This is a genomic window from Halorubrum ejinorense (genome assembly GCF_055389685.1).
This window is the reverse complement of sequence record NZ_AP043777.1, coordinates 1,663,266-1,675,067: the sequence shown is the minus strand read 5'-3', so window position 1 is coordinate 1,675,067 and position 11,802 is coordinate 1,663,266. Positions and strand designations below refer to the sequence as shown.

The window sequence follows — 11,802 nt, the reverse complement described above, 5'->3', positions numbered from 1 at the left end:
TATCGAAGGTCGAGATGCCCTCCGAAAGCGGTTCCGCGGCCGAGACCACCGATACGGTAGAACGGCCCGACTCGACGGGAACGACCGAGCCGACGGCGGGCGCGCGGACGGCGTCCGAATCGGAGCCGGCCTCCGACCCGATCGAGTGGGGGCCGGTCCGCCACGACCGGCTCGGGTCCGTCGCCCTCGGCGTGAGTCTCGTCGTTGCGGTCGGGCTTCTCGCAGTGGTCGCGGTCGTCGCCGTCGCCGTGGCCGGTGCGGCGCGGACCGCGGTGACCGGTGGCGGCGCGGTCGCCGGCGGAGAACTGTGGGTGCTGGGCGTGCTGCTCCTCGTCGGCGGACCGTTCTCCCTCGTGTACCTCCTCATCGCACGCGACCGATCGGACGGACGGACCCGCGAGAAGCTCCGGTCGGCGCTCGGCGACTACTCGTTCTCGCGGGAATCGATCCGCCTTCCCTGGGTCGTCGCGGGCGCCGCCCCGTTCGGGGCGCTCTGGGTGTGGGGACCCCCGCCGACCGACGTCGGAGTGTTCTATCTGTTCCCGCTGATCTGGTTCCTGCCGATGCTCGCCGGGTCGAGGGGAACGTCGATTCGGCTCGACCCGGCGGAGCGCGTCGTCGAGCGCACGAATCACACGCACGACCGCTCCCAGACCGACGACCTCGGGTCGGTGGTCCGGACGCGGCGGATCGACCTCCCTTGGTTGACCGTGTTCCTGCTCGCCTACCGAGGGAACGCGTGGTACCGGTCGACGCCGTGGCTGTTCGCGCCGTCCGAGAAGGCGGACGCGGTGGAGTCGGCGCTCGACGCGGTGCTGGCGGCGAGCGACGGCCCGGACCGCGCGAGCGTCCCCGAGCGGGTCACCCTCGCGGTGGTTGGGTCGTTCTCGCTCGTGGTCGGCCTCCTCATGGCCGTCGCCGGCGGCGAGGGGGCCGGCGGCGTCGCGCTCGCACTGCTCACGGCGCCGTTCTCGATCCTGTTCCTCGCGCTCGCCGCGCGGCTGTGAACCTGGCGCGACACCGGACGTGCCACCCCCTACCACGCGACTCATATACCCGCGTCCCGAAGGGAGAGTATGGACAGACAGCGCCTGGAACGCGCGCTCGAAGACGAGTTCGGCGGGACCGAGGCGGATCGGCGCGCCGTCTCGCGAGCGGCCCGCGACCTCGTCGACTCCGAGCGACCCTCCGAGGACCGCGGTCACGGCCTCACGGTGGCCGGCGTGGTCGAACACCTGGGTGACGCCCCCGACGGCTCCTCGCTGGTCGAGCGGTGGAACTGGTGGATGGGGGCGCTCGACACCGCCTACGGCGGCTACGACTACTTCACGGTGCGGTTCGTCGAGGACGACGAGGCGACCGGCCTCCACCGATAAGCGACCGTCCGTCGGCGAGAGACGGCGCGCCGTCTCACCTCGGTCCCGTCCTCGAACTCCTGACCTCACGGTAACGAAGCTCTGCCGTCCACTTTCAGTTTCACTCCGCGCATGGCTCGCTTATAGGGGAGTTCAGGCCCGACTCCGTTGTATGAGCGCAGTCACTGCCGACCGACCGCGGTACGCGACGCCGACGCGCGTGGACGTCACCGAGTGCCGAACCGGCCGCCTCCCGGAGCGGATCCGTGCGAACCGCGTCGACGGGAGCGAGGTCCACCTCGAGCGTCGCGGGGGCAAGACGTTCCTCGTGACGCGGCCGGCCGAGTGATCGCGGGTTCGAGTCGATGACGCGATCGGCCCTCGATTTCGCAGGGAACCTCCCGAGCGGCGGCCATCCGGGCGCGAGACTCGCCTGAGCTGAAACTCGCGGTCGCGACCGTCAGTCGTCGGCGGCCAGCTCCGCGGCCTCCGGACCGATGTCGTCGAGTCGGCTGTCGAGGCCCACGCCGAGCGACTCGTTCGTGCGCGCGACGGACTCGGCCGCCTCGACGTCGGTCGTCATCGCGCGGATCGCGTCCACGTTCTCCGGCACGACGTCCGCCTCCTGGTGGACGTTCTGGAACAGGTACAGGTCGCGACCGGTGACGCTTATCGACTCCTCCCAGACGCAGTTCTCCCAGAGGTCGCCGCGCGGGCGTCCCGCGTCGTCGGCGTAGGCCTTCAGCGCGCCGGCACCGTCGATCCCGGCGCCTTCGGGGACGAGGAAGATGCGTCCCTCGTCGGCGAGCAGGTCGCGGACGGCCGCCGGGTCGGGCTCGGTCGCGAGCGTGACGTTGACGCTGTGAGTGTGCATCTCAGTGACCGGGGCCTTCAGCGCCGCGGTGTCGACGGTCACGTCGGGCAGGATCTCGTTCACGTCCGGCCCGTGGTGGGAGGGGACCGCGGCCGGATCGGGGACGATGTCGTTTATCGGGCCGCGGTCCGTCTCGCCCGGGTCGCCGCCCCGACGCACGAGGGTGACGCGGGCCTTCTCGATCCCGTACGCCTCGTCGAGCGGCGCGAACAGCCGCGAGAGCGCGGTCGTGTTACACGAGACGACGCGGACGGTGTCGGCGCCGCGGGCAGCCTCGAACCGACCGCGGGCGTTGAACGAGGCCTCGGCGACCGCGGCGTCCTCGCCACCCTGGAACACGGCCGGCGTGTCGTGGGCCTCGTAGACCGGTGCGTTCCGTTCGCCGACGCCCGACGGCGCGCAGTCGACGACCACGTCGACCGCGTCGAGCAGGTCGCCGAGCGTTCCGGCGAGGTCGATACCGGCGCCCGCGAAGGCGTCGACCCGGTCCGGCACCGCCGCGTACAGGTCGTAGCCCCGCCGGGCCGCGGCCTCGACGCCGTAGTCGGGCGACGCCTTCGTCACGCCGACGAGCTTCATGTCGGGCTGGGCCGCGACCGCGTCCGCGACCCGCTTCCCGATCGTACCGTACCCGTTGACGCCCACGCGTATCATATCCCTCCGTCCCTCAGGGACCACTATAATGTTTTCGCTAAAATTAGTTTGAAATTAACTACCCCACGAGTAACCGATCGGTTAATTCGAGGGCGATCGACACCGGACGTAAATAATTCAATTACGGAATAGAGTAAAAACGCGGATGACAAGGCCTAACGCCCGTCCGTTCGGAGACGGCGACATGACAGCCGACCTCTCCGGCGCCGCGGCGACCGCGATCGAACAGTGCCTGAACGTCGCCCCCGACGAGTCGGTCGTCGTGGTCACCGACGACGCGCGCGAGCCGATCGGCGAGGCGCTCTACGCGGCCGCGACGGCCGTCACCGACGACACGACGGTGCTGCGGTACCCGCCCGCGGACCAACACGGGACGGAGCCGCCGGCCCCCGTCGCGGCGGCGATGGCGGAGGCCGACGTCTTCCTCGCGCCGACGACGAAGAGCCTGAGCCACACGCGGGCCCGCGGCGCCGCCTGTGACGCCGGCGCGCGCGGCGCGACGCTCCCGGGCATCACCGAGGACGTGTTCACCACCGGGCTCGACGCGGACTACGCCGCCATCGACGCCGCCTGCGACGACGTGCTCGCGCAGGTCGGCGACGCCGAGGAGGTCCGCGTCACCGCGCCCGCCGGCACCGACATCACGTTCGGGATCGGCGACCGCGAGTGGCTCGCCGACACCGGGATGGTCCGCGACCCCGGCGACTTCTCGAACCTGCCCGCGGGCGAGGTGTTCGTCGCCCCCGCGACCGCGACCGGGACGTTCGTCGTCGACGGGACGATGATGCCCCACGGGCTGCTCGACGAGGGACAGGAACTGGCCTTCGAGGTCGAGGACGGGACGGTCACGTCGATCTCCGACGACGAGATCCGCGCCGACGTGGAGGCGGCCGCCGAGGAGGTCGGCGACGCGGCCTACAACCTCGCGGAGCTCGGCATCGGCACCAACGTCGGGGTCGACGAACTGGTCGGCTCGGTCCTCTTAGACGAGAAGGCGGGCGGCACCGTTCACATCGCGATCGGCGACAACGCCGGGATCGGCGGCGAGACGGACGCGCCGCTCCACCTCGACGGCATCATCCGGAACCCGACCGTCTACGCCGACGGCGAGCCGATCGACCTGCCGAACGCGTAGGCGGTTCGGACCGAATCGAACTCCCGTTAATTGACCGCTTTGGACAGCTCGGCGCCGGCCTTGAACTTCACGACGTTCTTGGCGGCGATCTGGATCTCCTTGCCGGTCCGGGGGTTGCGGCCCGTGCGCGCGGAGCGCTTCGAGATACTGAACGAGCCGAAGCCGGCGAGAGACAGCCTGTCACCCATCTTCAGCGCCTTCGTCGTCGCGACGGTGAAACCCTCTATCGCCCGCTTCGCGTCGGCCTTCGACAGCCCGCGCTCCCGTCCGTGTTGCGTCTCGCGGGCGAGGCGCTCCGCGTCGATCACGACGTCCGCGTTGCGACACCGGGACCCGGCGCGGGCGCCCCGCTCATCCCCCCTGCCGGGGATCAAGTCGAGTCCCGCAGCGAACTCCGGGCACGCGTCGAAGCCGACCGACGACCCGTCCGCCGAGCCGTTGTCGAGCCCCCGCTTCGCACGCTTCAGGGGCCGGAACGCCCCGAACCCGCTCAGCGCGACGCTGTCGCCGTCCCGCAGCGCCGTCGTCGTCGCGTTGATGAACCCGTCGAGCGCCGCCGTCGCCTCGTCCTTCGGCAGGCCGGCTTCGCTCGCCATCTGCTCGATCAGCTCCGCCTTGTTCATCGCCGCTACCCGCCCCGGGGTCACCGCCAGGGCTAATCCGAACGCCGTCGAGAGGACGGCGCCGTTCCGGAGCACGGTTCGTCGCGAGAGCTCGTTTTTGTTCATCTGTTCACACTCACGATGCTATGTCGCTCCGCGCAATCATAAGTGTATTGTACATACCACTTAGCATATATTTACTTCGGGAGCGTCCCGAGGGCGTGCCGGCATCGGAAGCGCTCGCCGCCGGTTTGGTCGATTCCCTACTCGACGACCGCGAGCGCGACCCCTTCCACGTCTCGGACGCCGACCACCTGGTGGCGCCAGCCGTCGCCGGCGTCGACACAGAGGGTGCCAGCGTCCGTGACCGCGACCGAAAGGCCGGGGCCGTAGCCGAGCGCGACGGCCGTTTCGTCCACGGGCAGGTCCGCGACCGCCCACGTCTCGTCGTCCCACTCGCCGCCAGCGTCGGCGTGAGCGAGCAGGTCGCCGTCGACGACCGCCATCGCGTGGCCGTCGCCGTCGGCCGCGACCGCGTCGGCCCCCCCTTCCCGGACCGACATCCAGCCGTTTCCGAGCCAGTAGAGCCCCGCGCCGGTCGCCGCGAGGGGCATCCCCGCGCCCGCCGCGTCACGCGCGTCGTCTAGCCCGACGTTCTCGACCGCGTCGCCGGTGACGCGGAACACCCCGTCCGCGGCCGCGACGAGCGCGCCGTCGACCGCGCGGGGGTCCGCGACGGTTCCGAGCGGCGTCGTCGAGGCGACCGCAGTCTCCCCTCCCGCGAACTCGACGCGCTCGACCGCGCCGTCCTCCCGGGCGACGAGGAGCGCGTCGTCACGACCGCCCGCGACGCCGACCGCGACCGCCGGATCGTCGTCGACGAGCGCGAAGTCGGGGTCGTCGTCGACCGGGGCGACAGAGAGCCCGTCCGGAGTCGCGGCGACGACGAGGTCCGCCCGTCCGTCGCGCGCGAGGACGGCGACATCGCGGGCCGCGTCGCGGGCGACCATGTCGAACGCGCCGATCTTGTCGGCCGACAGCGACACGCGGACGATCCCGGATCCGGTCGCGACGTAGGCGTCGGTGCGGCCGGCGCTGCCCGCGTACACGCGCTTTTCGTCGATCGAGATGTCGTCCTCGGCGGGTGCCATCGGGAGGGCGTTCACCGCGGCGGGACATAAGCCTCGCGCGAGCGTTCCGACGGCCATTTGAGCGCCGCTCGCGTACGCCGATTCGTGCAATCGGTCGCCGCCGACCTCTCGGTGCTGCTCGCGGACGTTGTCCCACGGCTGGCCCGGATCACGGCGTTCATCGCGGCCGGCGTCTTCGTCGCCAACGTCGCCGTCGCGTTCGGGCTGATCCGCTACGTCGCCGGGATCGCGGGGTGGCTCACGCGACCCGCGAACCTCCCCGATGAGGTCGGCACGGCGATCCTCACGACCGCCGCGTCGACGACGGCCGGGTACGCGACCCTCGCCGAGTTCCGGGAGTCCGGCTTCCTCGACGACCGGGCGACGCTCGTCGCCGTGACGATGAACACGTTCTTCGGGTTCGTCCAGCACGTGTTCACCTACTACGTCCCGGTGTTGATCCCGATTCTCGGGATCCCGGTCGGCGTCGGGTACGTCTCCGCGCGAGCGGGTATCGCGCTGCTCATCACCGTCACCGGCGTGGCGGCCGGCGGACTCCTCCTCTCGGAGGGGAACGTCGACCGGTCCGCCCTCGCCGACGTCGACGCGGCCGGTCCCGAGGACGACGAGCGCGGCGGCCGCGAGCGCGTCCGCGACGCCGCCGGGAAGTCGTGGCGCACCCTGCGCCGGATCGTCCCGCGGCTCGCGGTCGTCTACACCCTCGTGATCTGGCTCGTCACCACGTACGACGTGACGGCGCTGACGGCCGTCGCGGAGCCGATAACCGGCGTGCTTGGGCTGCCCGGGGCCGCGGTCCCGGTCATCGCGGTGTTCACGCTCGACACCACCGCGGGCGCGGCGACGCTCGCCGGGACCGAGGCCGGGATCTTCACGACCCGCACCGCGGTGGCGTCGCTGCTCATCGGGAGCATCCTCTCGTTCGCCGTCTCCACGTTCCGGCGCTCGATCCCGTTCCAGTACGGGATCTGGGGCCCGTCGTTCGGAACGAAGGTGATCGCCGTCAACACGGGGCTGAAACTCGTCTTCATCGCGGCGACGGTCGCGCTGCTTCTCGTGCCGGTGTGGTGACGGGGCCGACGGCGGGACGTTGCGGGCGAGAGGGAGGAACCCGGGAAGCGACAGGTCGCGACTCCCGGCGCTCGGATCAGTAACTTCAACACCGCCCCGGACCGATCGCCGCCCATGTCGCTCGAAAAGGACGTGGACTGCCCCGCGTGCGGCGAGAGCCGTTCGTTCTACCGGACCGCGGCGATGACCCTACACCTCGGCGAGAAGACGAAGTGGCGCTGTCCCGACTGCGGCTACGGCTACGTCGAAATCAACGGTATCGACACCCTCCCGGCCTGACGCGGCCCCGACCCACTTTTTCGCTCCGCGTACCGCCCGCCGCAACACTCAGTAGTCAGGGGGCTGAGGCGGATCGCATGAACCGGAGACAGCGTCCGGACGCGGAGGTGAGACCGCGTGGTCGGTGAGGCGCAACGCCCCGAGAGCGACACCGGTCCGCTCGACGGGCTCACCGTGTTGGATCTCTCTCGCGTCCTCGTCGGGCCGTTCTGTACCATGCAACTCGGCGACCTCGGCGCCGAGGTGATCAAAGTCGAGCGCCCCGGCGACGGCGACCAGACGCGGACGTGGGTCCCGCCGGCGTTCGGGGAGGGCGAGGGCGCCGAGAGCGCCTACTACGTCAGCGTCAACCGCAACAAGCGGTCGATACAACTGGACCTGACGACCGACGAGGGGCGGGCGGTCGCGCGCGACCTCGCCCGCGAGGCCGACGTGCTCGTCGAGAACTTCCGCGTCGGCAAGACGGCCGAGTGGGGGCTCGACTACGGCGACCTCGTCGACGAGAACCCCGGACTCGTCTACTGCGGCATCTCCGGCTACGGCGAGTGGGGGCCGGACCGCGACAAGCCCGCGTACGACATCATGATGCAGGCCAGGGGCGGCTTCATGTCGTTCACCGGCGTCGAGGGCGGGCCGCCGGTCCGGATCGGGGTCGCGCTCGCCGACGTGGGCGCCGGGATGTACGCGACGCAGGCCATCCTCGCGGCGCTGCTCGAACGCGAACTCGGCGACGGCCGCGGCCAGAAGATCGACGTGAGCCTCCTCGACGGGCAGGCGGCCTGGACCAGCTACATGGCGACGAACTACTTCGCCAGCGGCGAGGCCCCGGGCCGGATGGGGAGCAAACACCCGAACATCGCCCCGTATCAGGCGTTCGAGACGACGGACGGCTACGTCGTCGTCGCCTGTTCGTCGGACCGCTTCTGGCCGCCCCTCTGTGAAGCGCTCGACCGCCCCGACCTCCTCGCGGACGAGCGGTTCGAGACGAACGAGGGGCGCGTTCGGAACCGCGAGGTCCTCGACCGCGAGCTGTCCGAGACGTTCGCGGCGATGACGACCGGGGAGGCGACCGCGACCCTGGAGGAACACGACGTGCCGGCGAGCCGCGTCCGCGACGTGAGCGAGGTGTTCGCCGACCCGCAGATCGAGGCGCGGGGCATGGTCGCCGAGGCCGACCACCCGACCGCCGGGACCGTGACGTTCCCCGGGTCGCCGATGCACTTCTCGCGGACCCCGACGACCGTCCGGCGCCACCCGCCGGCGCTCGGCGAGCACACGGAGACGGTCCTGTCGGAGTTCGGCTACGACGAGGACGACGTGGCGGCGCTGCGACGCGTCGGTGCGATCCCGGACGGCGACGACGGGTCGGCCTCGGGGTGAGCGTTCGCGGCCGAGGCGGAGCGACGGTTCGGGGCAGAATCGGGGAAGAGGGCGTGGCCGACGGGCGATCGCGGGCCGAAAACGGAAACAGCGGACGTCAGGGGGCGACGTGATCGCCCGGATTGGGCCGGTCGATCAGTCGTCGTCCTCGGCGGTGATCGGGTCGCTTTCGTCTTCGGTGAAGCCGGCCGACTCCTCCTGCCGTCGGCGGGCCTCGGGGTCGAACTCGGCCTCCGTCTCCTGATACCGCGGGACGAAGGAGAGCTCGTGGTGGCTCTCGGTCTCGTGGCCGATGTAGCGCTCCTCGAGGTCGAACTGCGCCTGCTCGTCGTTCTCGGCGATGTTCGACAGGTCCTCGTAGACGGCGTGCGCGCCCGAGTGGAGCCCGTACAGCGTGATGAAGATGTACTGGTAGCCCAGGTCACCCAGCTCCTCGAAGGTGAGCGGGTCCTCCTCGGCGCCCCACTCGAACGACGAGGAGTAGTTGAAGGCGAGATCCAGGTCCGGGTGGGTCTCGTGGATCGTCTCGGCGTACTCGACCGCGTCCTCGCGGGACGGGTCGGGCATCTCCGGCCAGACGAGGTCGACGCCGGCGTCGGCGTAGATCCGGCCGCGTTCGAGGTGTTCCTCCCAGTCGCCGTTCGCGGAGCCGTAGGCGTCGGTGCGGGCGATGATGACGGTGTCCTCGCTCTGCTTGGCGTCGACCGCCGCCTCGAACCGCGACCGCGCCTGCTCGCGGGAGACGATCTGCTTGCCCGCGATGTGGCCGCACCGCTTCGGGGAGGTCTGGTCCTCGATGTGGACGGCGGCGACGCCGGCCTTCTCGTACTCGCGGACCGCGCGCCGGACGTTGTGAATCCCGCCGTAGCCGGTGTCGCAGTCGGCGATCACGGGCAGGTTCGTCGCCTCGACCATGCGCTTCGCGTTCTCGACCATCTCCGACATGGTGACCATCTCCAGGTCGGGGAAGCCGAACTGGCCGAGGACGGTGGAGTAGCCGCTCATGTAGGCCGCGTCGAGCCCGGCCATCTCGGCGAGGCGGGCGTCGAGCGCGTGGTAGATTCCGGGCGCGAACGTGTACTCCTGCTCGTCGAAGAGCTCGCGGAGCCGGCGGCCGGCCGGATTGTCGATATCTCTCGTGAAGACGTCGTCGTCGAGTTCGTTGGGATTCATCGGATTACTGCGTGGTGGCGTCGTTTGCGGTGCGGTTCGACGCGCCGCGGCGCTCGTCGGTGGAGCGGCTGTCGGCGCGGCGTCCGGTGCCGCGAGTCCTCTCCGACTGACTCGTCGGAGCGAACGTCGTCGGGTCCGGTCGCGGACCGTCGCCGGTCCCGGTCATCGGGACCGCGCGCCGGAACGAGCGCTCGCCGTCGGACGGGTGCGAGCGGGTGCGGGGTCGGCGCGTCGCGTTCGCCGTCATCGCGACCCCCCGTCCGTCCGCGTCCGCGAAGCGGGACGCAGGTCGGGGACGAGCGGAGCGTCGCGCTCGCCGTCGGTCGGCGGGCGCGTCGGCGAGGCGGCCTCGGTCTGGGGCGGCGAGCCGGGAGAGCGAGTGGTCGCCGTCCGGCGGTCGCCGTCAGCGGGGCGGTCGGACTCGTCGGTCGGTCCGGTGCCGTCGGTGCGCGTGCGGGGAGTCGCTATCGGCGGGACGAGCGGCGCGCCGGCCTCCTCGGTGAGCGGGGTGCGGCCGGGGATCGTCCGCGGAGAAGTGGATCGGTCGGTCGTCGGATCCGGATCGGTCGTGCTGTCTGTGCGTCGGGTCGTGTCGTCGGGCGTGTCGTTAGGTGTCGTCATCTGGTCGCGTGGGCGGTTGCGGCGGTCGTATAGTGGTCGCGTCTGTGCGTCGGCCGGCTGCGTGTTTGCGTACGGATACTGCCATTGCGACTGGTACCAGCAGGAGGGGAGTAATAAACATAATGATTGATAATGATAATATTCGTTATGTTGTTTTACTCGATTAAATGTTCCATGCCAACACGCACCACGTATTCAGCATCCGGGGCTCGCGTCGGCCTCGCGTCCGCCCTGGACCGATCGCTTATTGCCTCCGGCTCCCGGAGGGTGTGGCAGTGAACGAGCGCGACGCTCTCCGGGTCCTCGCGGGCGACCTCCCGCACGCGGGCGACGACGCCGCCGTCGTCGACGGGACCGTCATCACGACGGACATGCTCCACGAGCGGACCGACTTCCCGGCCGGCACCACCCGGTACACCGCTGGCTGGCGCGCGGTCGGCGCGTCGCTGTCGGACGTGGCCGCGATGGGCGCCGCCGCGAGCGCCGCGGTCGCCGTCTACGCCGACGACGGGTTCGACCGAGAGGAACTGACGCGGTTCGTCGCGGGCGCGGTCGACGTCTGCGAGGCGGTCGACGCCGAGTACGTCGGCGGCGACCTCGACGAACACGTGGAGTTCACGACCGCGACCACGGCGATCGGTTCGGTCACGGACGCCGGTCCCGTCACGCGAGACGGGGCGGAACCGGGCGAGGCGCTCTGCGTCACCGGCGAGTGGGGCCGGTCAGCGGCGGGGCTCCGGCTGTTCGAGTCGGGCGGCGACGAGGCGGTCGAACGCGCCAACGACCTGTTCCGGTTCACGCCGCGGGTGGCCGACGGCGTCGCGCTCGCCGACGCGGCGACCGCGATGATGGACTCCTCGGACGGGCTCGCCCGGTCCTGTCACCAACTCGCGGAGGCGAGCGGCGTCGGGATCGAACTGGAGCGCGACGCGGTCCCCGTCCACCCGGCTGTCGAGGAAGTGGCTGCGGACGCCGCCGAGCGGTTCGAACTGGCGGCGCACTTCGGCGAGGACTTCGAACTGCTCTGTGCGGTACCGGAACCCGAAGTGGAGAGCGTTCGGGAGGCGTGTCCAGCCGGCCTGACGCGGGTCGGGAGGGTGATCGCGGAGCCGGACGGAGAAGAACCGTCGCGCGTCACGGCCGACGGCGACGCGCTGCCCGACCGCGGGTACACGCACGGCGACGGATAGGCCCGGAACCCGATGGGTGCCGTCACAGCCTCAGCAGTTCGGCTGTACGTAACGAATTTCGCTGGAGTCAACGGAGTGACTGAGACGGCCGAATCCCCAGCCGGGAGGATTCGATGCGCTCGCTGCGCTCCTCGTCGTTCACTACGTTCGCTCCTGCGGTGTCGCCGACGGCTCCGCCGCCGGCTGCCCGTGGCACATCGCGCCACGCTGCTTGCGTCGCGCGTCTTCGTCCTCCCGGCTGCCCCTTCGAGCCCCGCCCGCACAGCACCGCAACCGCACCTCACGCCTCCCCAGCCTCGTCACCGGACTACGTCCGGTTT

General features: G+C 70.7%; 14 protein-coding genes. 8 read left to right on the top strand and 6 right to left on the bottom strand.

Features of this window, described 5'->3' with window-relative positions:
• Nucleotides 1-14: 14 nt before the first annotated feature.
• From ACZ5KW_RS09610 to ACZ5KW_RS09600, 3 genes are all read left to right on the top strand, one after another.
• Nucleotides 15-1,007, top strand: a complete 993-nt coding sequence (locus ACZ5KW_RS09610; RefSeq protein WP_343777444.1) for a hypothetical protein — start codon at nucleotides 15-17, stop codon at nucleotides 1,005-1,007.
• 69 nt (nucleotides 1,008-1,076) lie between these two features.
• The gene (locus ACZ5KW_RS09605; RefSeq protein WP_343777445.1) at nucleotides 1,077-1,376 is read left to right on the top strand and encodes a hypothetical protein; all 300 of its coding nucleotides are present in this window, start codon (nucleotides 1,077-1,079) and stop codon (nucleotides 1,374-1,376) included.
• Nucleotides 1,377-1,527: 151 nt separating this feature from the next.
• Nucleotides 1,528-1,704 (top strand): hypothetical protein, encoded by a 177-nt coding sequence (locus ACZ5KW_RS09600; protein ID WP_343777447.1) that lies wholly within the window; start codon nucleotides 1,528-1,530, stop codon nucleotides 1,702-1,704.
• A 111-nt stretch (nucleotides 1,705-1,815) separates the two neighbouring features.
• On the opposite strand, the gene ACZ5KW_RS09595 is transcribed toward ACZ5KW_RS09600, so the two are convergent.
• The gene (locus ACZ5KW_RS09595) at nucleotides 1,816-2,883 is read right to left on the bottom strand and encodes a type II glyceraldehyde-3-phosphate dehydrogenase (protein ID WP_343777448.1); all 1,068 of its coding nucleotides are present in this window, start codon (nucleotides 2,881-2,883) and stop codon (nucleotides 1,816-1,818) included.
• Nucleotides 2,884-3,067: 184 nt separating this feature from the next.
• Between ACZ5KW_RS09595 and ACZ5KW_RS09590 the strand changes: the two genes are divergently transcribed.
• Nucleotides 3,068-4,018 (top strand): aminopeptidase, encoded by a 951-nt coding sequence (locus tag ACZ5KW_RS09590; protein WP_343777450.1) that lies wholly within the window; start codon nucleotides 3,068-3,070, stop codon nucleotides 4,016-4,018.
• Between the two features lie 26 nt (nucleotides 4,019-4,044).
• On the opposite strand, the gene ACZ5KW_RS09585 is transcribed toward ACZ5KW_RS09590, so the two are convergent.
• Together ACZ5KW_RS09585 and ACZ5KW_RS09580 are read right to left on the bottom strand one after the other, a co-directional pair.
• Complete coding sequence (locus tag ACZ5KW_RS09585) at nucleotides 4,045-4,746, bottom strand: HU family DNA-binding protein (RefSeq protein WP_371153050.1); 702 nt, start codon at nucleotides 4,744-4,746, stop codon at nucleotides 4,045-4,047.
• A 137-nt stretch (nucleotides 4,747-4,883) separates the two neighbouring features.
• Nucleotides 4,884-5,771 (bottom strand): HVO_0234 family beta-propeller protein, encoded by an 888-nt coding sequence (locus ACZ5KW_RS09580; RefSeq protein WP_343777451.1) that lies wholly within the window; start codon nucleotides 5,769-5,771, stop codon nucleotides 4,884-4,886.
• A gap of 84 nt (nucleotides 5,772-5,855) precedes the next feature.
• On the opposite strand from ACZ5KW_RS09580, the gene ACZ5KW_RS09575 reads away from it, so the two are divergent.
• From ACZ5KW_RS09575 to ACZ5KW_RS09565, 3 genes are all read left to right on the top strand, one after another.
• A complete protein-coding gene (locus ACZ5KW_RS09575; protein WP_343777453.1) occupies nucleotides 5,856-6,839 on the top strand; it encodes a nucleoside recognition protein in 984 nt (327 codons plus the stop codon).
• A 114-nt stretch (nucleotides 6,840-6,953) separates the two neighbouring features.
• Nucleotides 6,954-7,118 (top strand): DUF7838 family putative zinc beta-ribbon protein, encoded by a 165-nt coding sequence (locus tag ACZ5KW_RS09570; RefSeq protein WP_343777455.1) that lies wholly within the window; start codon nucleotides 6,954-6,956, stop codon nucleotides 7,116-7,118.
• Between the two features lie 117 nt (nucleotides 7,119-7,235).
• The gene (locus ACZ5KW_RS09565; RefSeq protein ID WP_343777457.1) at nucleotides 7,236-8,498 is read left to right on the top strand and encodes a CaiB/BaiF CoA transferase family protein; all 1,263 of its coding nucleotides are present in this window, start codon (nucleotides 7,236-7,238) and stop codon (nucleotides 8,496-8,498) included.
• 135 nt (nucleotides 8,499-8,633) lie between these two features.
• Here ACZ5KW_RS09565 and aceA read toward each other — a convergent pair whose 3' ends face one another.
• Genes aceA through ACZ5KW_RS09550 form a run of 3 tightly spaced genes read right to left on the bottom strand, consistent with a single transcriptional unit; the run spans nucleotide 8,634 to nucleotide 10,292 of the window.
• Nucleotides 8,634-9,671, bottom strand: coding sequence for an isocitrate lyase (aceA, locus tag ACZ5KW_RS09560; RefSeq protein WP_343777459.1), 1,038 nt, complete (start codon nucleotides 9,669-9,671; stop codon nucleotides 8,634-8,636).
• A 4-nt stretch (nucleotides 9,672-9,675) separates the two neighbouring features.
• Nucleotides 9,676-9,918, bottom strand: a complete 243-nt coding sequence (locus ACZ5KW_RS09555) for a hypothetical protein (RefSeq protein WP_343777461.1) — start codon at nucleotides 9,916-9,918, stop codon at nucleotides 9,676-9,678.
• Entirely contained in the window at nucleotides 9,915-10,292 is a 378-nt protein-coding gene (locus tag ACZ5KW_RS09550; protein WP_343777463.1) for a hypothetical protein, read from the bottom strand. The genes ACZ5KW_RS09555 and ACZ5KW_RS09550 overlap by 4 nt, the downstream gene beginning before the upstream one ends.
• A gap of 275 nt (nucleotides 10,293-10,567) precedes the next feature.
• On the opposite strand from ACZ5KW_RS09550, the gene thiL reads away from it, so the two are divergent.
• Nucleotides 10,568-11,482 carry a thiamine-phosphate kinase gene (thiL, locus tag ACZ5KW_RS09545; RefSeq protein ID WP_343777465.1) on the top strand — a complete coding sequence of 305 codons (915 nt, stop codon included), beginning with the start codon at nucleotides 10,568-10,570 and terminating at the stop codon, nucleotides 11,480-11,482.
• Nucleotides 11,483-11,802 lie beyond the last annotated feature (320 nt).

Bases quoted from the DNA above. Each gene is read 5' to 3' on its own strand.
- ACZ5KW_RS09600 (WP_343777447.1), top strand. From the start codon at position 1,528: ATGAGCGCAGTCACTGCCGACCGACCGCGGTACGCGACGCCGACGCGC.
- ACZ5KW_RS09590 (WP_343777450.1), top strand. From the start codon at position 3,068: ATGACAGCCGACCTCTCCGGCGCCGCGGCGACCGCGATCGAACAGTGC.
- ACZ5KW_RS09585 (WP_371153050.1), bottom strand. From the start codon at position 4,746: ATGAACAAAAACGAGCTCTCGCGACGAACCGTGCTCCGGAACGGCGCC.
- aceA (WP_343777459.1), bottom strand. From the start codon at position 9,671: ATGAATCCCAACGAACTCGACGACGACGTCTTCACGAGAGATATCGAC.
- ACZ5KW_RS09555 (WP_343777461.1), bottom strand. From the start codon at position 9,918: ATGACGGCGAACGCGACGCGCCGACCCCGCACCCGCTCGCACCCGTCC.
- ACZ5KW_RS09570 (WP_343777455.1), top strand. From the start codon at position 6,954: ATGTCGCTCGAAAAGGACGTGGACTGCCCCGCGTGCGGCGAGAGCCGT.
- ACZ5KW_RS09550 (WP_343777463.1), bottom strand. From the start codon at position 10,292: ATGACGACACCTAACGACACGCCCGACGACACGACCCGACGCACAGAC.
- ACZ5KW_RS09595 (WP_343777448.1), bottom strand. From the start codon at position 2,883: ATGATACGCGTGGGCGTCAACGGGTACGGTACGATCGGGAAGCGGGTC.
- ACZ5KW_RS09605 (WP_343777445.1), top strand. From the start codon at position 1,077: ATGGACAGACAGCGCCTGGAACGCGCGCTCGAAGACGAGTTCGGCGGG.
- ACZ5KW_RS09580 (WP_343777451.1), bottom strand. From the start codon at position 5,771: ATGGCACCCGCCGAGGACGACATCTCGATCGACGAAAAGCGCGTGTAC.
- ACZ5KW_RS09610 (WP_343777444.1), top strand. From the start codon at position 15: ATGCCCTCCGAAAGCGGTTCCGCGGCCGAGACCACCGATACGGTAGAA.